The organism is Pseudomonas sp. YL2, assembly GCF_023063025.1.
Lineage (GTDB): Bacteria > Pseudomonadota > Gammaproteobacteria > Pseudomonadales > Pseudomonadaceae > Aquipseudomonas > Aquipseudomonas putida_A.
Genome location: NZ_JAJSLU010000024.1, coordinates 30331 through 53266, shown reverse-complemented (window position 1 = coordinate 53266; position 22936 = coordinate 30331). Strand labels below are relative to the sequence as shown.

21 protein-coding genes are annotated in these 22936 nt (G+C 60.4%); 16 read left to right on the top strand and 5 right to left on the bottom strand.

The genetic code is table 11. The features are described 5' to 3' along the window. Window positions 1–25: 25 nt before the first annotated feature. Entirely contained in the window at window positions 26–544 is a 519-nt protein-coding gene (locus tag LVD08_RS26010; RefSeq protein ID WP_247269617.1) for an RNA polymerase sigma factor, read from the bottom strand. Between the two features lie 194 nt (window positions 545–738). After that, complete coding sequence (gap, locus tag LVD08_RS26005; RefSeq protein ID WP_247269616.1) at window positions 739–1737, bottom strand: type I glyceraldehyde-3-phosphate dehydrogenase; 999 nt, start codon at window positions 1735–1737, stop codon at window positions 739–741. Between the two features lie 220 nt (window positions 1738–1957). Between gap and edd the strand changes: the two genes are divergently transcribed. The 11 genes from edd to LVD08_RS25950 all read left to right on the top strand — a co-directional run bounded on the left by edd (window position 1958) and on the right by LVD08_RS25950 (window position 15742). Then, window positions 1958–3784 carry a phosphogluconate dehydratase gene (gene edd, locus LVD08_RS26000; protein WP_047599558.1) on the top strand — a complete coding sequence of 609 codons (1827 nt, stop codon included), beginning with the start codon at window positions 1958–1960 and terminating at the stop codon, window positions 3782–3784. Beyond that, a complete protein-coding gene (locus LVD08_RS25995; RefSeq protein ID WP_247269615.1) occupies window positions 3781–4740 on the top strand; it encodes a glucokinase in 960 nt (319 codons plus the stop codon). Before edd ends, LVD08_RS25995 begins: the two co-directional genes overlap by 4 nt. A gap of 178 nt (window positions 4741–4918) precedes the next feature. Next, window positions 4919–5650, top strand: coding sequence for a response regulator (locus tag LVD08_RS25990; protein ID WP_007917879.1), 732 nt, complete (start codon window positions 4919–4921; stop codon window positions 5648–5650). Next, entirely contained in the window at window positions 5640–7109 is a 1470-nt protein-coding gene (locus tag LVD08_RS25985; protein ID WP_247269614.1) for an ATP-binding protein, read from the top strand. The genes LVD08_RS25990 and LVD08_RS25985 overlap by 11 nt, the downstream gene beginning before the upstream one ends. A 212-nt stretch (window positions 7110–7321) precedes the next feature. Continuing rightward, complete coding sequence (locus LVD08_RS25980) at window positions 7322–8581, top strand: D-mannose isomerase (RefSeq protein WP_247269613.1); 1260 nt, start codon at window positions 7322–7324, stop codon at window positions 8579–8581. Window positions 8582–8699: 118 nt separating this feature from the next. After that, window positions 8700–10001, top strand: coding sequence for an ABC transporter substrate-binding protein (locus tag LVD08_RS25975; protein WP_027612563.1), 1302 nt, complete (start codon window positions 8700–8702; stop codon window positions 9999–10001). Between the two features lie 150 nt (window positions 10002–10151). After that, window positions 10152–11060: a carbohydrate ABC transporter permease gene (locus LVD08_RS25970; RefSeq protein ID WP_007917874.1), complete on the top strand. Its 909-nt coding sequence runs from the start codon at window positions 10152–10154 to the stop codon at window positions 11058–11060. Beyond that, window positions 11053–11898 (top strand): carbohydrate ABC transporter permease, encoded by an 846-nt coding sequence (locus LVD08_RS25965; RefSeq protein ID WP_007969317.1) that lies wholly within the window; start codon window positions 11053–11055, stop codon window positions 11896–11898. Before LVD08_RS25970 ends, LVD08_RS25965 begins: the two co-directional genes overlap by 8 nt. A gap of 2 nt (window positions 11899–11900) precedes the next feature. Beyond that, on the top strand, window positions 11901–13061 hold the full coding sequence (locus tag LVD08_RS25960; protein ID WP_247269612.1) for an ABC transporter ATP-binding protein: 1161 nt from the start codon (window positions 11901–11903) through the stop codon (window positions 13059–13061). A gap of 191 nt (window positions 13062–13252) precedes the next feature. After that, window positions 13253–14602, top strand: coding sequence for a carbohydrate porin (locus LVD08_RS25955; protein ID WP_096795066.1), 1350 nt, complete (start codon window positions 13253–13255; stop codon window positions 14600–14602). Window positions 14603–14887: 285 nt separating this feature from the next. After that, window positions 14888–15742 carry a D-hexose-6-phosphate mutarotase gene (locus LVD08_RS25950; protein WP_007969321.1) on the top strand — a complete coding sequence of 285 codons (855 nt, stop codon included), beginning with the start codon at window positions 14888–14890 and terminating at the stop codon, window positions 15740–15742. 137 nt (window positions 15743–15879) lie between these two features. Here LVD08_RS25950 and LVD08_RS25945 read toward each other — a convergent pair whose 3' ends face one another. After that, window positions 15880–16740 (bottom strand): MurR/RpiR family transcriptional regulator, encoded by an 861-nt coding sequence (locus LVD08_RS25945; protein WP_169842436.1) that lies wholly within the window; start codon window positions 16738–16740, stop codon window positions 15880–15882. A gap of 226 nt (window positions 16741–16966) precedes the next feature. Here LVD08_RS25945 and zwf point away from each other — a divergent pair, with 226 nt between their 5' ends. The 4 genes from zwf (at window position 16967) to LVD08_RS25925 (ending at window position 20717) form a co-directional block, all read left to right on the top strand. Beyond that, window positions 16967–18433 carry a glucose-6-phosphate dehydrogenase gene (gene zwf, locus LVD08_RS25940; RefSeq protein WP_135296407.1) on the top strand — a complete coding sequence of 489 codons (1467 nt, stop codon included), beginning with the start codon at window positions 16967–16969 and terminating at the stop codon, window positions 18431–18433. Next, on the top strand, window positions 18420–19133 hold the full coding sequence (pgl, locus tag LVD08_RS25935; protein ID WP_247269611.1) for a 6-phosphogluconolactonase: 714 nt from the start codon (window positions 18420–18422) through the stop codon (window positions 19131–19133). Before zwf ends, pgl begins: the two co-directional genes overlap by 14 nt. Window positions 19134–19150: 17 nt before the next feature. Continuing rightward, entirely contained in the window at window positions 19151–19816 is a 666-nt protein-coding gene (locus LVD08_RS25930) for a bifunctional 4-hydroxy-2-oxoglutarate aldolase/2-dehydro-3-deoxy-phosphogluconate aldolase (protein ID WP_003227433.1), read from the top strand. 175 nt (window positions 19817–19991) lie between these two features. Then, the gene (locus LVD08_RS25925; RefSeq protein WP_247269610.1) at window positions 19992–20717 is read left to right on the top strand and encodes an intradiol ring-cleavage dioxygenase; all 726 of its coding nucleotides are present in this window, start codon (window positions 19992–19994) and stop codon (window positions 20715–20717) included. A 5-nt stretch (window positions 20718–20722) separates the two neighbouring features. Here the strand turns inward: LVD08_RS25925 and LVD08_RS25920 are convergent, their stop codons facing one another. Both LVD08_RS25920 and LVD08_RS25915 read right to left on the bottom strand, forming a co-directional pair. Continuing rightward, window positions 20723–21904 (bottom strand): aminotransferase class V-fold PLP-dependent enzyme, encoded by a 1182-nt coding sequence (locus LVD08_RS25920; RefSeq protein WP_247269609.1) that lies wholly within the window; start codon window positions 21902–21904, stop codon window positions 20723–20725. 27 nt (window positions 21905–21931) lie between these two features. Beyond that, the gene (locus tag LVD08_RS25915; RefSeq protein ID WP_003227425.1) at window positions 21932–22168 is read right to left on the bottom strand and encodes a DUF3820 family protein; all 237 of its coding nucleotides are present in this window, start codon (window positions 22166–22168) and stop codon (window positions 21932–21934) included. 206 nt (window positions 22169–22374) lie between these two features. On the opposite strand from LVD08_RS25915, the gene LVD08_RS25910 reads away from it, so the two are divergent. Then, the gene (locus LVD08_RS25910; protein WP_003227422.1) at window positions 22375–22842 is read left to right on the top strand and encodes a ferritin-like domain-containing protein; all 468 of its coding nucleotides are present in this window, start codon (window positions 22375–22377) and stop codon (window positions 22840–22842) included. Window positions 22843–22936: the final 94 nt, after the last annotated feature.

The following is a 22936-nucleotide window of genomic DNA, read 5'->3' as shown; positions in this document are numbered from 1 at the left end:
ACACTTACAGAAAAGCCCTACGACTTCAGTCGCCATTCAGACGTTCGGCGACGCCAATACAAATGGTCATGATCAGCTTGAGTTCTTTCTGCACGGTGCTGAGGGAAACATTCAGTTCGTCGGCGATTTCCTGATAGCTGTGCCCGTGCAGGCGACTGAGGATGAAAATCTGCTGCTGACGCGGGCTGAGTTGACTGAGGCTCACGTTCAGGCGCTCCAGCAATTGTTCGGCGTGGGCGGCGTCTTCGGCGCTGCTGACAGGGGCGGCGACGCTGTGCACCACATCCTGCGGCACGTCATCGACCATGGTCCGCGAATGGATCTTGCGCGCACGCAGGTGATCCAGCGCCAGATTGCGCGCGGTCTGGAACACGAAGGGTTCAAGGTGATCGATGGCGCGCTCGCTCAGCGCCCGCGTGACGCGCAGGTAGGTCTCCTGCAACAGGTCTTCGGCGGTGCTGTGGTTGTTGACCATCCGCTCGATCGTGCGCAGCAGGGACGTGCGCTGAGAGAGGAAGACATGATTGAAGCGCGATTGACTCACGGGGGAACCTGATCCATTTCGAGCGAATGATAATGCTTATCATCCAGCCGAGTGGTCAAGTGTTGATTTCAGATTGAAATCAGAAACCTGTGGGAGCGGGCTTGCTCGCGAATGCGGTGAGTCAGTCGATACATTAATTGCCTGACACGACGCCTTCGCGAGCAAGCCCGCTCCCACATGGGAGGAAGGAATTACTACGCGTTGCAGAGCGCCAGGCAGTTATCCAGCATGCGGTTGGAGAAGCCCCATTCGTTGTCGTACCAGGCCAGCACCTTCAGCAGTTTGCCGCTGGCTTTGGTGTGGTTGGCGTCGAAGATCGACGACAGCGGGTTGTGGTTGAAGTCGCTGGAAACCAGCGGCAACGTGTTGTAACCCAAAATTTTCGAGTGCTGGCTGGCGGCTTTCATCAGCGCGTTGACCTCGTCGGCCGTGGCTTCCTTCTTCAGCTGCACAGTCAGATCCACCAGCGACACATTGATCACCGGCACCCGCACGGCCATGCCGGTCAGTTTGCCCGCCAGTTCCGGCAGCACCAGGCCTACCGCTTCGGCGGCGCCGGTCTTGCTCGGGATCATGTTCTGCGTGGCCGAACGCGCGCGGTACGGGTCGGTGTGGTAGACGTCGGTGAGGTTCTGGTCGTTGGTGTAGGCATGAATCGTGGTCATCAGACCGCTTTCGATCCCCAACTCGCGGTGCAGGACCTGTGCCACCGGCGCCAGGCAGTTGGTGGTGCACGAAGCGTTGGAGATGATCTGGTGCGACTGGCGCAGAATGTCGTGGTTCACGCCGTACACCACGGTGGCGTCGGCGCCCTTGGCCGGGGCCGAGATGATGACTTTGCGCGCGCCGGCAGTAAGATGCGCGGCGGCTTTGGCGCGGTCGGTGAACAGACCGGTGCATTCGAACACCACGTCGATTTTTTCCGCCGCCCATGGCAGCTCGGCCGGGTTGCGAATGGCGCTGACCGCAATACGGTCGCCATTGACCGTCAGGCTCTCATTGTCATGGGCCACTTCGACGTCGAATGTGCCGTGAACGGTGTCGTATTTGAGCAGATGGGCATTGATAGCGCTGTCGCCCAGATCGTTGATGGCGACGATCTGCAAATCCTGTCGATAGCCTTGGGTATACAGTGCGCGCAGGACATTACGGCCGATGCGGCCAAAACCATTGATTGCGATTCGAAGAGTCATTGAACAGCGCCGCCGTCGTTTTGTTGTTGGAATTACAAGATTATTCGCATAAAAATAGAAAACAAGCCTTTTTAGTGGCAATATTTTGTTTTATCTACAACGAGTGACCTGAATCAACTGGTCCGAATGGTCAAAAAAGCCGTCTGTCATTCCAACAACAACGGCGTTTGATCAGCATAGACAATCAGGTCGCCACATCCGTTAGCCTGGAGTTCTACACATGCATCCCCGCGTTCTTGAGGTCACCGAACGGCTTATCGCCCGCAGCCGCGCCACGCGTCAGGCTTACCTTGCACTGATTCGCGGTGCCGCTACCGACGGGCCGATGCGCGGCAAGCTGCAATGCGCCAACTTCGCCCACGGCGTGGCCGGGTGCGGCAGCGAAGACAAGCACAGCTTGCGGATGATGAACTCGGCGAACATCGCCATTGTTTCTTCGTATAACGACATGCTCTCGGCGCACCAGCCGTACGAAGTCTTTCCCCAGCAGATCAAAAACGCCTTGCGCGAAATCGGTTCGGTCGGCCAGTTCGCCGGCGGTACGCCAGCGATGTGCGATGGCGTGACCCAGGGCGAGCCGGGCATGGAGCTGAGCCTGCCGAGCCGCGAAGTGATCGCGATGTCCACGGCGGTGGCGCTGTCGCACAACATGTTCGACGGCGCGCTGATGCTCGGCATCTGCGACAAGATCGTGCCGGGGCTGATGATGGGTTCGTTGCGCTTCGGCCATCTGCCGACGATCTTCGTCCCGGGCGGGCCGATGGTCTCGGGGATTTCCAACAAGGAAAAAGCCGACGTGCGGCAGAAGTACGCCGAAGGCAAGGCGACCCGCGAAGAGCTGCTGGAATCGGAGATGAAGTCCTACCACAGCCCGGGTACCTGCACCTTCTACGGCACCGCCAACACCAACCAGTTGCTGATGGAAGTCATGGGCCTGCACTTGCCGGGCGCGTCTTTCGTCAACCCGAACACTCCGCTGCGTGATGCCCTGACCCGCGAAGCCGCGCATCAGGTCACACGCTTGACCAAGCAGAACGGCAACTTCATGCCGATCGGCGAAATCGTTGACGAGAAGGCGCTGGTCAACTCGATCGTCGCGCTGCACGCCACCGGCGGCTCGACCAACCACACCCTGCACATGCCGGCCATCGCCATGGCCGCTGGCATCCAGCTGACCTGGCAGGACATGGCCGACCTCTCCGAAGTCGTGCCGACCCTGAGCCACGTCTACCCGAACGGTAAAGCCGACATCAACCACTTCCAGGCCGCTGGCGGTATGTCGTTCCTGATCCGTGAGCTGCTCGAAGCCGGCCTGCTCCACGAAGACGTCAACACCGTGCTCGGCCATGGCTTGAGCCGCTACACCAAAGAGCCGTTCCTCGATAACGGTGAGCTGGTGTGGCGCGAAGGCCCGATCGAAAGCCTCGACGAAAACATCCTGCGCCCGGTCGCCCGTGCATTCTCCGCCGAGGGCGGTCTGCGTGTGATGGAAGGCAACCTTGGTCGCGGGGTGATGAAGGTTTCAGCCGTGGCGTTGGAAAACCAGATCGTCGAAGCACCGGCCATGGTGTTTCAGGATCAGCAGGATCTGGCCGATGCGTTCAAGGCCGGTCTGCTGGAGAAGGATTTTGTCGCGGTCATGCGCTTCCAGGGCCCGCGCTCCAATGGCATGCCCGAGCTGCACAAGATGACGCCGTTCCTCGGCGTGCTGCAGGATCGCGGCTTCAAAGTCGCGCTGGTGACCGACGGGCGCATGTCCGGCGCGTCGGGGAAAATCCCGGCGGCGATTCACGTCAGCCCCGAAGCTTATGTCGGTGGTGCTTTGGCGCGGGTGCAAGAGGGCGATATCATCCGCGTCGATGGCGTCAAAGGCACTTTGGAACTCAAGGTCGACGCCGCCGAATTTGCAGCGCGCGAACCCGCCAAAGGCCTGTTGGGCAACAACATCGGCAGCGGTCGCGAACTGTTTGGCTTCATGCGTTTGGCCTTCAGCTCGGCGGAGCAGGGCGCCAGCGCCTTCACTTCTGCCCTGGAGACGCTTAATTGAAACTGGCTTTGGTCGGTGATATCGGAGGCACCAACGCGCGGTTCGCGTTGTGGAAAAACCAGCAACTGGAATCGGTTCAGGTGCTGGCGACAGCCGACCACGCCAGCCCGGAACAGGCGATCAGCCTGTACCTGAGCGGCCTCGGTCTGGCGCCGGGTTCGATCGGTTCGGTGTGCCTGTCGGTGGCGGGGCCGGTGAGTGGTGATGAATTCAAATTCACCAACAACCACTGGCGCCTGAGCCGCACTGCGTTCTGCAAAACCTTGCAGGTCGAGCAACTGCTGCTGATCAACGACTTCTCGGCGATGGCGCTGGGCATGACCCGCTTGCAACCCGGCGAATTCCGCGTGGTCTGCGAAGGCACGCCGGAGCCGTTGCGCCCGGCGGTGGTGATCGGCCCGGGCACTGGCCTGGGCGTCGGCACCTTGCTCGATCTCGGCGAAGGGCGGTTTGCCGCCTTGCCGGGGGAGGGCGGTCACGTTGATCTGCCGCTGAGCAGCCCGCGTGAAACCCAGCTCTGGCAGCACATCCACAACGAGATTGGCCACGTCAGCGCCGAGACTGCGTTGAGCGGCGGCGGCTTGCCTCGTGTGTATCGGGCGATCTGTGCGGTGGACGGACATGAACCAACGCTTGATACGCCGGAAGCGATCACCGCAGCCGGCCTGGCTGGCGATCCGATCGCGCTGGAAGTGCTGGAGCAGTTCTGCTGCTGGCTCGGCCGCGTGGCCGGCAACAACGTGCTGACCACCGGTGGGCGTGGCGGCGTGTACATCGTTGGCGGGGTGATTCCGCGCTTTGCCGATTTCTTCGTCGAAAGCGGCTTCGCCCGCAGCTTTGCCGACAAGGGCTGCATGAGCGATTATTTCAAGGGCATTCCGGTGTGGCTGGTGACGGCGCCGTATTCCGGGTTGGTGGGTGCCGGTGTGGCACTGGAGCAAGCAATCCCTGCCTGAAACACGATCCAATTGTGGGAGCGGGCTTGCTCGCGAAAGCAGGGTGTGAGTCACCGTAGATGTCTCTGATACACCGCTTTCGCGAGCAAGCCCGCTCCCACAGTGGTTCTGTGGTGTTTGCAAGTTCGATGCTTAAGGCATAATCCGCCCCAATTCCAACAACAAGGATGCCTTCGAAGTGAGCTCAGTCAACAAGTCGATATTGTTGGTCGATGACGATCAGGAAATACGCGAGTTGCTGGAAACCTACCTGACCCGCGCCGGGTTTCAGGTGCGGGCCACGGCCGATGGCGCCAGTTTCCGCCAGGCACTCAACGAGGCGCCGAGCGATCTGGTGATCCTCGATGTGATGCTGCCCGATGAAGACGGTTTCAGCCTGTGCCGCTGGGTGCGTCAGCATCCGCGTCAGGCGCAGGTGCCGATCATCATGCTCACCGCCAGTTCCGATGAGGCCGACCGGGTAATCGGGCTGGAGCTCGGCGCTGACGACTACCTCGGCAAACCGTTCAGCCCCCGCGAACTGCAAGCCCGAATCAAGGCGCTGCTGCGGCGGGCGCAGTTCGGTCAGGAACGCAGCGGCAGCGACGTGCTGGCCTTCGACGAGTGGCGGCTGGACATGGTCAGCCATCGGCTGTTTCACACCGACGGTGAGGAAGTGATTCTCTCCGGCGCCGACTTCGCGTTGCTGAAGTTGTTTCTCGATCATCCGCAGGAAATCCTCGACCGCGACACCATCGGCAACGCCACCCGTGGCCGTGACCTGATGCCGCTCGACCGCATTGTCGACATGGCCGTCAGCCGCTTGCGCCAGCGCCTGCGCGATACAGAAAAACCGCCGCGCCTGATCCGCACCGTGCGCGGCAGTGGCTACCAACTGGCAGCCAATGTGGTTGCCGGCAATGCTCACTGAGTCGCTGCGCCGGCTCGCCAGCAAGGTGCCGGTGCCGCGTTCGCTGCTTGGGCGGATGCTGCTGCTGACCTTGTTGGCGGTGTTGTTTGCGCAGACGTTGTCGAGCGTGATCTGGGTCTCGCAACTGCGTGCCACCCAGCTTGAAGGCCTGGTCACCAGCGCCCGCAGCCTTGCCCATTCGATGACCGCCAGCGTCAGTTATTTCCGCTCGCTGCCAGTGGCTTACCGGCCGCTGGTGCTCGACCAGTTGCGCAGCATGGGCGGCACCCGGTTCGTGGTGACGCTCAACGACAAACCGCTGGGTATGGACGTGCTGCCGATCACTCCGCGAAAGGCCGCGGTGATTCAAGCGGTGGATGAAGTGCTGCGCCAGTCGCTGGGCCATGACACTGATATTTCGGTGACCTTCGTCAGCCCCGAGGATCTGCGGATCTTCAATGCCGGGCTGAAACTCGATGAGCTGCCGCGCTCGTGGGCGCATTACGCGCTGACGCTGGAACCGGTGAATCCGCCGGTGCTGGTCACGCAGATTCAGATGGCGCCGGGCGAATGGCTGTACATCGCCTCGCTGTTGCCCGAACCCTACACCAGTCTTGAAGAGCAAGGCCTGCCGGCGCAGCAGGTGTGGTTCATCGTCCTCACCAGCGGCTTTTTGCTGCTGTTCATCGGCCTGCTGGTGCACTGGCAGAGCCGGCCGCTCAAGCGTCTGGCGCGGGCGGCGCGGGATCTGTCGCTGGGTGCCGATGTCGAGCCGGTGGCCGAGGGCGGCGGCAGTGAAGTGGTGGAAGTGGGTCGTGCGTTCAACACCATGCGCGAATGCATCAGCCGTTACCTGACGGAACGCAGCCAGTTGTTCAGCGCGATTTCCCATGACCTGCGCACGCCGATTACCCGCCTGCGCTTGCGAGTCGAACTGCTCGAAGACGAGAAGTTGCAGGCCAAGTTCGGTCGCGATCTGGATGAGTTGGAGTTGCTGGTAAAGGGCGCGCTGCAGTGCGTGAAAGACACCGACATCCACGAGAACATCGAGCCGGTCGACCTCAATCATGTACTCGACTGCCTCGTAGAACCGTATCTGGCGCCCAACGGCAATGGCCGCGTGACCCAGCAGGGCAAGGCGCTGGCGGCGTATCCAGGCAAACCTCTGGCGTTGAAACGCTGCATCGGCAACCTGATCGACAACGCGCTGAAGTATGGGCAGAACGCGCATCTGCACATTGATGACGATGAGCGCGCGTTCGTCCTGCACGTCGACGACGAAGGCCCGGGCGTACCGGAGCAGCGGCTGGAGCAGGTGTTCGAGCCGCACTTTCGTTTGGCCGGGCAGCAGCAGGGTTATGGTCTCGGATTGGGCATTGCGCGCAACATTGCCCACAGCCATGGCGGTGAGGTGACGTTGCAGAATTTGCGTGAGGGCGGGTTGCGGGTGACGTTGCAGTTGCCGCGCAGTGCTGACTGATACCGCCCCTGTGGCGAGGGAGCTTGCTCCCGCTGGACTGCGCAGCAGGCCTCTTTTGGTGCCGCTTCGCGCCACAGCGGGAGCAAGCTCCCTCGCCACAAGTAATATTTGAATGTCACGAGCTGGTGACAAAACCCGCCCCCTTCGTTACAAGCCCACCCCGGCCCGTTGTTTAGACTGCCCGCAGTCATAACAACAAAAAAGGGCCACTCATGGACACCTTTCACCCAGACTTCAGCAGTTGGCTGAATGCCCCTGCCCACCAGCAATGGCTCGCCGACGAAGGCCTGCGCCTGCTGGCATTCGCCAAGGCTTCCAGACTGCCCGAGGGTTTCGGCAATCTCGACGAGCGCGGCCGTTTGCCGGCGCACGCGCAAGCCGAAACCATGAACACTGCACGCATGACCCACAGTTTCGCCATGGCTCACATTCAGGGTCTGCCGGGGTTCGCGGAGCTGGTCGATCACGGCATTGCGGCGCTGCGCGGGCCGTTGCGGGATGCGCTGCACGGCGGCTGGTTTGCGGTCGCCGAACATCGCGATGGCAACACCGGCAAGAACGCCTATCTGCATGCCTTTGTCGCACTCGCGGCCAGCTCGGCGGTGGTCGCGCAGCGTCCCGGCGCCCAGGCGCTGCTGGATGATGCGATCGACATCATCGACACGTATTTCTGGAGCGAAGAAGAGGGCGCCATGCGCGAATTCTTCAACCGCGACTGGCGCGAAGAAGAAGCCTATCGCGGCGCCAACAGCAACATGCACGCCACCGAAGCGTTCCTCGCGCTGGCCGATGTCACTGAAGATCCGCGCTGGCTGGTACGTGCGCAGCGCATCGTCGAGCGGGTGATTCACGGTCACGCCGCCGCCAATGGCTACATGGTCATCGAACACTTCGACCGCAACTGGCAACCGCTGCGCGAATACAACCGCGACAATCCGGCCGACGGCTTCCGCCCTTACGGCACCACGCCGGGCCACGGTTTCGAGTGGGCGCGGCTGTTGCTGCACCTTGAAGCCGCGCGGGTTCAGGCCGGGATGCTCACGCCGGGTTGGCTGGCGACCGATGCACAGAAACTCTTCGAACAGAATTGCCGAAACGGCTGGGACGTCGATGGCGCGCCGGGGATCGTTTACACCCTCGACTGGGGCAACAAAGCCGTGGTGCGTCATCGCTTGCACTGGACCCATGCTGAAGCCAGCGCGGCTGCCAGCGCCTTGCTCAAACGCACCGGTGATGCGCAATACGAAACCTGGTACCGGCTGTTCTGGGAATTCTGTGAAGGCCATTTCATCGATCGCTGCGACGGCAGCTGGCATCACGAACTCGATCCGCAAAACCGTCCGAGCGCCGATATCTGGCCGGGCAAACCCGATCTGTATCATGCCTGGCAGGCAGTACTGATCCCTCGTCTACCCTTGTCACCGAGTATGGCGACAGCTCTGGCGCAAATATCCCGGCCTGTTCCTGTGTAACCATGTGGTGACATTTGCGCGTCCCTTCGTTACCTGCGAAGGGAATCGCCCTGTTTAAACTCCTGTGCAGCGCAAGCACCAGACTTGCATGCATAACAACAAGAAAGGTACATCTCAGATGAATGCGATTTCTCGCCTCGCTACTGTCATTTCTGTCGCCTCCCTGTTCCCGCTCGCAATTCTGCCTCTCAGTGTTTCCGCTGCCGAATCCAAAGGTTCGGTCGAAGTCGTGCACTGGTGGACGTCCGGTGGCGAAAAAGCCGCCGTTGATGTGCTCAAGGCGCAAGTCGAAAAAGACGGTTTCACCTGGAAAGACGGCGCTGTCGCCGGCGGTGGCGGTGCCACGGCGATGACCGTGCTGAAAAGCCGCGCCGTTGCCGGCAACCCACCAGGTGTCGCCCAGATCAAGGGCCCGGACATCCAGGAGTGGGCTTCCACCGGTCTGCTCGACACCGACGTCCTGAAGGACGTGGCCAAAGAAGAGAAGTGGGACAGCCTGCTCGACAAGAAAGTCTCCGATACCGTGAAGTACGACGGTGATTACGTGGCCGTACCGGTGAACATTCACCGGGTGAACTGGCTGTGGATCAACCCGGAAGTCTTCAAAAAGGCCGGCATCACCAAGAACCCGACCACCCTCGAAGAATTCTACGCCGCCGGCGACAAGCTCAAGGCTGCGGGCTTCATCCCGCTGGCTCACGGCGGTCAGCCTTGGCAGGACAGCACCGTGTTCGAAGCCGTGGTGCTCTCGGTCATGGGCGTTGATGGCTACAAGAAAGCCCTGGTCGACCTGGACAACAAAGCTCTGACCGGTCCGGAAATGGTCAAGGCGCTGACCGAGCTGAAGAAAGTCGCGACCTACATGGACCAGGACGGCAAGGGTCAGGACTGGAACCTGGAAGCGGCCAAGGTCATCAACGGCAAGGCCGGCATGCAGATCATGGGTGACTGGGCCAAGTCCGAATGGACCGCTGCCAAGAAAGTCGCCGGCAAGGATTACGAGTGCGTGGCCTTCCCCGGCACCGACAAGGCGTTCACCTACAACATCGACTCCCTCGCGGTGTTCAAGCAGAAAGACAAAGGCACTGCGGCCGGTCAGCAGGACATCGCCAAAGTCGTGCTGGGTGAAAACTTCCAGAAAGTCTTCAGCATCAACAAAGGCTCGATCCCGGTACGTAACGACATGTTGAACAACATGGACAAACTCGGTTTCGACTCCTGCGCGCAGACCGCTGCCAAGGACTTCCTGGCAGACGCCAAGTCCGGTGGCCTGCAGCCGAGCATGGCGCACAACATGGCGACCACGCTGGCGGTGCAGGGCGCATTCTTTGATGTCGTGACCAACTACATCAACGACCCGAAAGCCGACCCGGCCGATGCGGCCAAGAAACTGGGCGCGGCGGTTCAGTCGGCCAAGTAATCCTTGGCCCCTGTAGGAGTGAGCCTGCTCGCGATAGCAGTTTGTCAGGTAACAGATTCATCAACTGACACACCGCAATCGCGAGCAGGCTCACTCCTACAAGGGGACGAGTTGCCCAAGTAGTCCTTTTCTCTCGTACTGGATTTCCCCATGAGTTCTGTTGCTGTGTTCAGCAAGGCCTCGCCGTTCGATGCACTGCAGCGCTGGCTACCGAAACTGGTGCTGGCGCCGAGCATGTTCATCGTGCTGGTGGGCTTCTATGGCTACATCCTGTGGACGTTCGTGCTGTCGTTCACCACCTCGACGTTCCTGCCCAACTACAAGTGGGCCGGCCTGGCGCAATACGCGCGGCTGTTCGACAACGATCGCTGGTGGGTGGCGAGCAAGAACCTCGCGGTGTTCGGTGGCATGTTCATCGGCATTACGCTGGTGATCGGCGTGCTGCTGGCGGTGTTCCTCGACCAGCGCATCCGTCGCGAAGGCTTTATCCGCACCATTTACCTGTACCCGATGGCGCTCTCGATGATCGTCACCGGTACCGCGTGGAAATGGCTGCTCAACCCGGGCATGGGCCTGGACAAATTGTTGCGTGACTGGGGCTGGGAAGGCTTCCGTCTGGACTGGCTGATCGACCCGGATCGCGTGGTCTACTGCCTGGTGATCGCCGCCGTGTGGCAAGCCTCGGGCTTCATCATGGCAATGTTCCTCGCCGGCCTGCGTGGGGTCGATCAGTCGATCATCCGTGCCGCGCAGATCGATGGCGCGAGCATGCCGACCATCTACTGGAAAGTCGTGTTGCCAAGCTTGCGTCCGGTGTTCTTCAGTGCGGTGATGATTCTGGCGCACATCGCGATCAAGAGCTTCGACCTGGTCGCGGCGATGACGGCGGGTGGCCCGGGTTATTCCTCCGACCTGCCGGCGATGTTCATGTACTCCTTCACCTTCAGTCGCGGCCAGATGGGCATGGGCTCGGCCAGTGCGATTCTGATGCTCGGTGCGATTCTCGCGATCATCGTGCCTTACCTGTACTCCGAGCTGAGGACCAAGCGTAATGACTAGTCTCGCTGCCAAACCCGCTTTCAGCCTGAGTCGCGTGGCGATCTACGCGGTGCTGATCCTCGCGGTCCTGCTGTACCTGATTCCGCTGGTGGTGATGCTGCTGACCAGCTTCAAGACCCCGGAAGACATCAGCACCGGCAACCTGCTCAGTTGGCCGACCGTGGTCAGCGGCATCGGCTGGGTCAAGGCCTGGGCCACGGTTGACGGTTACTTCTGGAACTCGATCAAGATCACCGTACCGGCCGTGGTCATCTCCACCGCCATCGGCGCGTTGAACGGCTACGTGCTGTCGTTCTGGCGCTTCCGCGGTTCGCAGCTGTTCTTCGGTCTGCTGCTGTTCGGCTGCTTCCTGCCGTTCCAGACCGTGCTGCTGCCAGCCTCGTTCACGCTCGGCAAGATGGGCCTGGCGAGCACCACCACCGGCCTCGTCTTCGTCCACGTGGTCTACGGTCTGGCGTTTACCACGCTGTTTTTCCGTAATTACTACGTGAGCATTCCCGATGCGCTGATCAAGGCTGCACGGCTGGATGGCGCGGGTTTCTTCACGATTTTCCGGCAGATCATTCTGCCGATGTCGACCCCGATCATCATGGTTTGCCTGATCTGGCAGTTCACCCAGATCTGGAACGACTTCCTGTTCGGTGTGGTGTTCTCCAGCGGTGATTCGCAACCGATCACGGTGGCGCTGAACAACCTGGTCAACACCAGCACCGGCGCCAAGGAATACAACGTTGATATGGCAGCGGCGATGATCGCCGGCCTGCCGACCCTGCTGGTCTATGTGGTCGCAGGCAAGTATTTCGTGCGCGGGCTGACGGCCGGCGCAGTCAAGGGGTAATCATGGCAACGCTCGAACTTCGCAACGTCAACAAGACCTACGGTGCCGGCCTGCCGGACACCCTGAAGAACATCGAACTGTCGATCAAGGACGGTGAGTTCCTGATTCTGGTCGGCCCGTCGGGCTGCGGCAAGTCGACCCTGATGAACTGCATCGCCGGCCTCGAGACCATCACCGGTGGCGCGATCATGATCGGCGATCAGGACGTCAGCGGCATGAGCCCGAAGGATCGTGACATCGCCATGGTGTTCCAGTCCTACGCGCTGTACCCGACCATGAGCGTGCGCGAGAACATCGAGTTCGGTCTGAAAATTCGCAAGATGAGCCAGTCGGCGATCGACGAAGAAGTCGCGCGCGTGGCCAAGCTGCTGCAGATCGAGCACCTGCTCAACCGCAAGCCGGGCCAGCTCTCCGGTGGTCAGCAACAGCGCGTGGCGATGGGCCGTGCGTTGGCGCGTCGTCCGAAGATCTATCTGTTCGACGAACCGCTGTCGAACCTCGACGCCAAGCTGCGCGTCGAGATGCGCACCGAAATGAAACTGATGCACCAGCGCCTGAAAACCACCACGGTCTACGTGACCCACGACCAGATCGAAGCAATGACCCTGGGCGACAAAGTGGCGGTGATGAAGGACGGGATCATTCAGCAGTTCGGCACGCCGAAAGAGATCTACAACGATCCGGCCAACCTGTTCGTGGCGAGCTTTATCGGTTCGCCGCCGATGAACTTCATTCCGCTGCGTCTGCAACGCAAGGACGGTCGTTTGCTGGCACTGCTCGACAGCGGTCAGGCGCGTTGCGAGTTGCCGATGAGCATGCAGGATGCAGGGCTGGAAGATCGCGAAGTGATCCTCGGCCTGCGCCCGGAACAGATTGTTCTGGCGAACGGCGAGGGCAATGGCCTGCCGAGCATCAAGGCCGAAGTGCAGGTCACCGAGCCGACCGGTCCGGACACGCTGGTGTTCGTCAACCTGAATGAGACCAAGGTCTGCTGCCGCCTGGCGCCGGACGTGGCACCGCAGGTGGGCGAGACCCTGACCCTGCAATTCGATCCGTCGAAAGTGTTGTTGTTCGATGCCAGGACTGGCGAGCGTCTGGGCGTTGCGGGCCAGGCGCAGGCCGAAGCGCGGTCGGCGAACGTGGCCCAGTTCAAGGGTCGCTGAAGATCAATGTAGGAGTGAGCCTGCTCGCGATGACGGTGTATCAGTCGACAGAGATGTTGAATGTAAAACCGCTATCGCGAGCAGGCTCACTCCTACAAGGAGCAAGCGCTGCCCGGTCTGTCGAGCATCGCAATTTATGTAAACCGCGTTGGAAAAAAACAGTTAATAACAATAAAGACGAGGATGTAGGGATGAAAAAGAAACACGTCAATGCCCGGTTGATCTGCCAAGTGTCAGCTGCGGCGGCATTGGTGCTGGCCGGTAACGCCATGGCGGCGGATGCCTTCAGCTCCGACTCGAAATGGATGACCGGTGACTGGGGTGGCGAGCGGACCAAGCTGATCGAGCAAGGTATCGACATCAAGGCTGACTACGTTGGGGAAATGGGTGCCAACCTGCATGGCGGCTACAACGACGACAAGACCGGTCGCTACAGCGATCAGTTCGGTCTGGGCGTGGCGCTGGACCTGCAAAAACTCTGGGGCTGGGACAACACTCAGGCCAAGATCCAGCTGACCAACCGTAACGGGCAAAACATCTCCAACGACCGCGTTGGCGATCCGCGTGCCGGCACTCTGTCGTCTTCGCAGGAAGTCTACGGTCGTGGCCACATGGTGCGTCTGACCCAGTTGTGGATTCAGCACCAGTTCTTCGACAACAAGCTCGACGTCAAGGCCGGTTACTTCGGTGAAGGCGAAGACTTCAACACCTTCCCGTGCGACTTCCAGAACCTGGCGTTCTGCGGCTCGCAAGTGGGTAACTGGGCGACCAACATCTGGTACAACTGGCCGGTCAGCCAGGCCGCGATCCGTGTGAAGTACAACATCAACGACGAGCTCTACGCGCAGATCGGTGCTTACAACCAGAACCCGTCGCAACTGGAACACGGCAACGGCTTCAAGCTCAGCGGCAGCGGCACCAAAGGCACCGTTCTGCCAGTCGAACTGGTCTGGTCGCCGAAGGTCAACAGCCTGCCGGGCGAATACCGCGTCGGTTACTACAAGAGCACGGCTGACGCCAATGACGTCCGTGAAGACGTCAACGGCTTCGACGCTGCAACCACTGGCGACGCGTACAAGACCCACAGCAGCAAACACGGCTACTGGTTCGTCGCGCAGCAGCAACTCACCAGCCACAACGGTGATGCTACTCGCGGTCTGAACATCGCCGCCAACGCGACCTTCCACGACAAGGACACCAACTTCATCGACAACTACCAGTCGGTGATGTTTGTCTACAAGGGCCCGTTCGACGCGCGTCCTAAAGATGACGTCGGTATCGGTGCGGCGCGTATTCATGTCAACGATGACGTGAAGAAAAACGCCGAGTTCCTGAATGCGTCCAACGGTGTTTCGGACTACGACAATCCGGTGTTCTCGCCAATTCGTGAAACCGAATACAACTACGAGATCAACTACGGCTTCCACGTCACCAACTGGCTGACCGTACGCCCTAACCTGCAATACATCACTCACCCGGGTGGTGTGGATGAAGTGGACAACGCATTGGTCGCTGGCCTGAAAATTCAGTCTACGTTCTGACGTTGTTGCGATAAGCTCCTCTCTATGTGCGCATATTTGCGGACAGCCAAGGCTGTCCGCTTTTTTTTGCGACTCGTATACAAGGTTTGTGTCGTGCCCATTTGTGGCGAGGGAGCTCGCTCCCGCTCGGCTGCGCAGCAGTCGTAAATCCTGATGATGAGGTTTAAATGACACACCGCAGTGAATGGTTTTGGGGCCGCTTCGCAGCCCAGCGGGAGCAAGCTCCCTCGCCACAAGAGCAATGTGGATTGTTGAGTACCCCCATGATTTTCAGGACCGTGGCCAATGCATGAGCATCCGCTGCAACGCTTCTTCAAATCCCTGCGCGAGCGACCGGTGTTCGCCTGGGAGCGCTATCAGATGCGCGATGTGCTGGTGATCGACCATCCGCTGTGTCAGGCGGTGTTCAGCCGCCAGGGCGCGCAGTTGCTGCACTTTCAGCCACGCGGGCAGAAACCGTGGCTGTGGTGTGCGGCAAAGTGGCCCCACGTTGGCGCCATTCGCGGCGGCGTGCCGGTGTGCTGGCCGTGGTATGGCCGCCATCCGAGCGAAAATGCCTGGCCATCCCATGGCTGGGCACGACTGCTCGACTGGAAATTGCTCGACAGCAGCAGCGCCGAGGATGGCGTGCGACTGCACTGGCAATTGCAGTTGTGCGACTGGCAGGTTGACCTGCATGCGCACCTCGGTGAACGCATGGAATTACGCCTGAGCACCGAGCATCAGGACGACATGCCGTGCCAATTGAGCCAGGCTTTGCACGCTTACTGGCGTATTGGTGATGTCGGTGAGATAGCGCTGTCTGGGCTCGAAGGTGCGCAGGGTTATGACCAACTGAGCCGCCAGTCCTGTCAGCAGGAAGGCGAGTTGCGCGTCGATGGCGGCTGTCAGCGGGTGTTCCAGCACGACGGCGAATTACAGCTCAAGGATCACGCCTGGCAGCGCGAGTTGTGCATCGATACCGGTGACAGCGGAGACACCGTGGTCTGGCATCCGGGCTCGCGCCCCCTGTTGGGCGTGAGCTGGGATGAAGTGACGGAGTTTGTCTGTGTCGAAGCGGCGGCGGGCGGTACCGACAGCCTGCATCTGGCGCCGGGGGAGAAGGCGCATTTGAGTTTGCAGGCGTGGGCTGCTGCCTAGATCTGTGGTGTGTCTGCTGACGCCTTCGCGAGCAAGCCCGCTCCCACAGGTGATCGGGTTCCTTCAATTGGAATGCCATCTACTGTGGGAGCGGGCTTGCTCGCGAAGAGGCCGGATCAATCAGCCTAAATTCTGGATCAGTTGAACTCGTCACCCACCGGATACCGGCTGGCATTCAAGCTCTCTTTGATCTTGCGCAGATGCGGCTGGAAATCCACCCCGCGACGCAGCGTCATGCCGGTCGCCAGCACATCCAGTACCGTCAACTGAATGATCCGCGAGGTCATCGGCATATAGATGTCGGTGTCTTCCGGCAGCGGAATGTTCAGGCTCAGGGTACTGGCTTTGGCCAGCGGTGAATTCTCGGCGGTCAGGCCCAGCACCGAAGCGCCGTTCTCCCGGGCGATGCGCGCCACTTCCACCAGTTCGCGGGTGCGGCCGGTGTAGGAAATGATCACGAACAGCTCACCGGTATGCGCCACCGAAGCAATCATTCGCTGCATCAGCACATCGGCATGGGCGGTGACGGCGAGGTTGAAACGGAAGAATTTGTGCTGCGCATCCAAAGCCACAGGCGCTGACGCACCGAGGCCGAAGAAGTGAATCTGCCGCGCCTGAATCAACAGGTCGACGGCGCGGCTGATCAGGTTCGGATCGAGCGCCTGACAAGCACTGTCCAGCGAAGCGATGGCGCTGCCGAAAATCTTCTGCGTGTACGCCTCGGGATTGTCATCGGCCTCCACTGCACGGCTGACATACGCTGCGCCACTGGCCAGGCTTTGCGCCAGTTGCAGCTTGAGTTCAGGGTAGCCGCTGACACCGAACGAACGGCAGAAACGGTTGACCGTCGGCTCGCTCACCGATGCGGCCTGGGCGAGGGCGGCGATGCTGAAGCGAGTAGCCTGCTGCGGGTTGAGCAGGATCACCTCGGCGACTTTGCGTTCGGCCTTGTTCAGCTCTTCAAGGCGACTCTGGATCTGTTCCAGTAAATTTCGCACGCGGTCCATATGGAATTCCTAATTCACCTGCGCAAAGGTGCGCCGGGCTATGCAAATTGGGCCTTTGATGTGGCCCGTAACGGTGGCCTATCCTACTGGTGGCTCCGACCGACCACCACTCGGAATCTGTATTTTGCGAAAATGTTGTGGTTATTACTACATTTTCCCTTGAGTGATGCCTTGAAAAAAGGTATTTGTAGCTTAACTTGATAAAAGAACAAACATCATGCCTTCGATTACGGTTGAACCGTGCACCTTTGCCTTGTTCGGCGCTCTGGGCGATCTGGCCCTGCGCAAGCTGTTTCCTGCCCTTTATCACCTCGATGGCGCCGACCTGTTGCACGAAGACACGCGGATCATCGCGCTGGCCCGTGAACCCGGCTCCGAGCAGCAGCACCTGGCGTTCATCGCCGCCGAATTGCGCCGTTACGTCGGCAAAGAGCTGGACGAGGCCGTGGCCGAGCGCTTTCTGGCGCGCCTGAGCTACCTGCACGTCGACTTCCTCAAGGCTGAAGACTATGTGGCGCTGGCCGAAGCGACCGGCAGCGCGCAACGCATGATTGCCTACTTCGCCACACCGGCAGCGGTGTACGGCGCGATCTGCGAGAACCTGGCGAAAGTCGGTCTGGCAGAAAACACCCGCGTGGTCCTGGAAAAGCCGATCGGCTCCGATCTGGAATCCTCGCGCAAAGTCAACGACGCCGTGGCGCAGTTCTTCCCGGAGAACCGCACCTATCGCATCGACCACTACCTGGGCAAAGAGACCGTCCAGAACCTGATCGCGCTGCGTTTCGCCAACAGCCTGTTCGAAACCCAGTGGAACCAGAATTACATCTCCCACGTGGAAATCACCGTGGCCGAGAAGGTCGGCATCGAAGGCCGGTGGGGCTACTTCGACAAGGCCGGCCAGCTGCGCGACATGATCCAGAATCACCTGTTGCAGCTGCTGTGCCTGATTGCGATGGACCCGCCAGCCGACCTATCCGCCGACAGCATCCGTGACGAAAAGGTGAAAGTGCTCAAGGCCCTGGCGCCGATCAGCCCGGAAGGCCTGACCACCCAAGTGGTGCGCGGTCAGTACATCGCCGGGCACAGCGAAGGCAAGTCCGTGCCGGGCTACCTCGAAGAGCCGAATTCCAACACCCAGAGCGACACCGAAACCTTCGTCGCCTTGCGTGCCGACATCCGCAACTGGCGCTGGGCCGGCGTGCCGTTCTACCTGCGTACCGGCAAGCGCATGCCGCAAAAGCTGTCGCAGATCGTTATCCACTTCAAGGAACCGTCGCACTACATTTTCGCGCCGGAGCAACGCCTGCAGATCAGCAACAAACTGATCATCCGTCTGCAACCGGACGAAGGCATTTCCTTGCGGGTGATGACCAAAGAGCAGGGCCTGGACAAAGGCATGCAGCTGCGCAGCGGCCCGCTGCAACTGAATTTCTCCGACACCTGGCGCAGCGCACGGATTCCCGATGCCTACGAGCGGTTGTTGCTGGAAGTGATGAACGGCAATCAGAACCTGTTTGTCCGTAAAGATGAAATCGAAGCCGCGTGGAAGTGGTGTGACCAGTTGATCGCCGGCTGGAAGAAGTCCGGTGACGCGCCCAAGCCGTATGCGGCCGGGTCGTGGGGGCCGATGAGCTCGATTGCACTGATCACGCGGGACGGGAGGTCGTGGTATGGCGATATCTGATGTGAAACTGCCGGCGGGCGTGAATGCCCACCAATTCAAGAGCCCGGTGCTGTTGGCCGAAGGTCTGGCGCTGAACGTCGCCAAGCAGTTGAGCGATGCCATCGCCGCACGCGGCAACGCGGTGCTGGTGGTCTCAGGCGGTCGCAGCCCGGTGGCGTTTTTTCAGCACCTGGCCAAGCAGGAGCTGGACTGGTCGAAGGTCGTCGTGACCCTCGCCGACGAACGCTGGGTACCGGTCGAACACGCCGACAGCAATGCCGGTCTGCTCAAGCAGTACCTGCTCAAGGGGCCGGCGGCGAAAGCAAAGTTCCTGAGCCTTTATAGCGCGGCGGCCAACGTCGAGCAGGCTGCGGAACAGGCCGACCGTCTGCTCGCGGAATTGCCGCCGATCGACGTGCTGGTGCTGGGCATGGGCGATGACGGTCACACCGCGTCGCTGTTCCCCGACAGCCCGAACCTGACTGAAGCCTTGCAGGCTGACGGCAGCCGTCGCTGCTGGCCGATGCTGGCGCCGAGTGTGCCGCGTCAACGCCTGACCATGAGCCGCGCGCTGCTGGCTTCGGCGAAGCACAAGATTCTGTCGATTTCCGGTCAGTCGAAACTGACCACTCTGAATGCCGCACTGGCATCCGACAACGTCGCGGCCATGCCGGTACGCGCGTTTCTGCAACCTACGTTAGAGATTTACTGGTGCCCATGAGCCAAGGATCAGCCGCTATGAAAAATCCATCCCCGACCGTTTCCATGGCGGACAAAGTTGCCCTGATCGACAGCCTCTGCGCCAAGGCGCGGATCCTGCCAGTGATCACCATCGCCCGTGAACAGGACGTGCTGCCACTGGCCGACGCTCTGGCCGCCGGTGGCCTGACCGCGCTGGAAGTGACCCTGCGTTCGCAGTTCGGTCTCAAGGCGATCCAGATCCTGCGTGAGCAGCGTCCGGAACTGGTGACCGGTGCCGGCACCGTGCTTGATCGCAACATGCTTGCAGCGGCGGAAGCGGCGGGTTCGCAATTCATCGTCACCCCGGGCATCACCCGTGACCTGCTCGAAGCCAGCGTCGACAGCCCGATTCCGCTGCTGCCGGGCATCAGCAACGCCTCTGGCATCATGGAAGGCTATGGCCTGGGCTATCGCCGCTTCAAGCTGTTCCCGGCGGAAGTCAGCGGTGGCGTGGCAGCGATCAAGGCCCTCGGCGGCCCGTTCGGCGAAGTGAAATTCTGCCCTACCGGTGGCGTTGGCCCGGCCAACATCAAGAGCTACATGGCGCTGAAAAACGTCATGTGCGTGGGCGGCAGCTGGATGCTCGATCCCGAGTGGATCAAGAACGGCGACTGGGCGCGCATTCAGGAATGTACCGCCGAGGCCCTGGCGCTGCTGGACTAAACGTTTTACCTGACACTTCGTTGTGTGTTCTACGGCTTTACGGTGCGCTTGGTCGGTGCACCGTTTTTTTTTGCCCGGCAAAAATACTCATGGAAACGGCGCGACACATAGTTACCGCACCGCGGGGCTCGTGCGCCGTTAATCTGCGTTCATCTTATGGAAAAGAGAACGCGTCATGGAACGAGATACTTCAACCGCATTGTCATCATCAATCTACCAGTTGGCCCCCGAGCAGATCGCCGGGCCGTACTTTCGCAATCCCAAATTGCTGCGGCGCAACATCAGCGAAGGCGCCGAAGGGCTACCCTTGCTGCTGCGCCTGAGCATTGTCGATGCGATGACCGGTCAACCGGTGAGCGGAGCATTGGTGGACATCTGGCACTGCAATGCACGAGGCGCCTATTCAGGGTGGAGCCGGATCAATCCGGATCTGGAGGTCGACTCCGATGCCATCGGCTCAGTGCCGCGCACCGACGATGACACCTATCTGCGTGGCAGCCAGTTCTGCGATCAGCAGGGGCGGGTGCGCTTCACCACCATCTATCCGGGGTTCTATGCCGGTCGGGCGCTGCACATTCATGTGGCGGTGCGCATGGTCAGCGGCAGTGAATATCTGGAGGAGCGCAACGTGGCCTGGGTCGGTCAGCTGTATTTCCCCGAAGTGGTGTCACGCGCGGTGCTCAATGCCCGTGACTATCGCGGGCGAGCCTCGACACCCTTGAACAATGCCGATGACAGCTACTACAGCAACATGCGCGGCGAAGATTCGACCCTGACCGTGTGGCCGATCGGCCGCGACTCTCACGAGGACGGTTTCTTCGGCCACCTGACCATCGGCATCGACACCTTTGCCGCCTCGTCGCAGATCAAACCCGAGGACTTCGACAAGTACACCGTGTGAACCGATCAACGCAGCTCGTTGAGTGCACGGGTCAGCAACTGCATGTCAGCCGCAGTGGTGGTCAGCCCCGGCGTGATGCGAATGCTCGGCCCGCTCGCTGCGCCGTTGCGTACCACGGTGAACAGGTTGTACTCGTTGAGCAGGCGCTCGACCATTGCCTGTTGATCGGCGTGGCGAGTGAAACGCATCGAGGTGATTCCGCAATACAGGCGCGGATCGTCCGGGGTCATCACCTCGATCCCCGGCAGGTGCCGCACGGCACTCACCCACAGGTTGCGCAGGTAATTGAGCCGGGCGCTTTTGGCCGCAGCGCCGCCGAGCGAACGGTGCTCTTCGAGTGCCAACGGCAGTGACATCAGCGCCGGAATGTTCGGCGTGCTGTACGGCGTGCGGGCGCGTATGTCGGTGGCCGGAAAGTGCATTTCGCCCATGTCCGGATCGATGTCGGCCAGACGCTGCGGGGCGATGTACAGAAAGCCCAGGGTCAGCGGTGCGCCGATCCACTTGTGCAGGTTAAAACCGGCGAAGGCGATGCCCATCGCCTCCAGATTGAACTCGATCTGGCCAAGGGCGTGAGCGCCGTCGAGGATGATGTCCACGCCATGCTGTTTCGCCAGTTCGGCGATGGCCTGCACCGGCATCACCAGACCGGTGCGGTGGGTAACATGGGTCAGGGCCATCAGTTTGAGTTTCGGATAGCGGATGAAGGCTTCGCGGTAACTGTCCAGCAGGCTGTCGAAACTGGCCGGGTGAGTGTGGTTGATCTCGATCACGTCGACGCCGCGATGGCGTGACAGCCAGCGCATGGCACCTTTCACCGTGTCGTATTCCAGGTCGCTGATCAGCACCTGATCGCCCGGAAGCAGGCGATTGTAATTGCGGATCAGCGATTGCAGCGCATCACTGGCGTTGCGGGTGAAGGCCACGCTCTGCGCGCGCACACCGATGGTCTCGGCCAGTTGCGCACGGATCTCCAGGCTGTCGTGCTGTTCGAAACGCTGGCGCACGTACACCGAGTTGTTGGTGTTGATCAGCTCGATATTGCGCTGATAGTCCTCGATCACTGTGCGCGACATGCGCCCGAAGTAACCGTTCTCCAGGTTCAGCGGGCCGGTTTGCGCTTCGTAACGATCGGCGAAGGTTTGCCAGAACGCTTCGTCACGGGCACGGCGGGTGTTATCAGGCATGGTCGAGGCTCTAGGGAGGAGGGCGCTTCAGTGGCGCGGGGCAGGTTTGCCGTGTTTGGCGCGTAGTGGTTCGAGCAGATCCGACAGGCCGTTATGGTCGATTTCCTGCATCAGCGCCAGCAGTCCGCCGAGTTCGCCGTGAGGAAAACCCTCGCGGGCGAACCAGTTGAGGTAAGGCCCCGGCAGGTCGGCAATGATCCGGCCCTTGTACTTGCCGAAGGGCATTTCACGGGTGATCAGCAGTTCAAGTTTTTCAGGATTCATCAGTGGCAATCATCTGGATTCAATCAGTCAGGAAAATACAGGCATTCTGCATGCAGGCCAAATGACAGATCATGCAAATAACCGTGATACAGATAGTTCAAATATCTTTAACTTATTGAAAAATAACGATTTATTTTGGAATGAAAAGCTGGCACGCACACTGCAATAACCCTTGCATCTTCAACCAACCGCAAGGAATTGAAAAAATGACTGACATGAATAAAGAAGCGATCTCTGTACTCAACGACCTGATCGAAACCTGCAAGGACGGCCAGGAAGGGTTCAAGACTTGCGCTGAAGACATCAAGCATCCAGAACTCAAAACCCTGTTCGTGACCCGTTCTGCCGATTGCGCGACTGCTGCTGCTGAACTGCAGGCCGAAGTGCGTAAACTGGGCGGTGATCCGGAAACCTCTACCAGCGTCAGCGGTGACCTGCACCGTCGCTGGGTCGACGTCAAAGCCATGTTCACCGGCAAGGACGAAGAGGCTGTGCTGAACGAGGCCGAGCGCGGTGAAGACCACGCCCTGAAGGCTTACCGTGAAGCCATCGAGAAAATCAACAAGCACGGTCTGGTCGGTATTCGTGACCTGGTTGAGCGTCAGTACCACGGCGTACAACGCAACCACGACCAAGTGAAAGCCCTGCGTAACCAGGCTCGCGCTCGTTCGTAAGCCACGCTAAAAAACTGTGGGAGCGGGCTTGCTCGCGAAGCGGTGTGTCATGCAACGATGCTGTTGCTGACACGACCCCTTCGCGAGCAAGCCC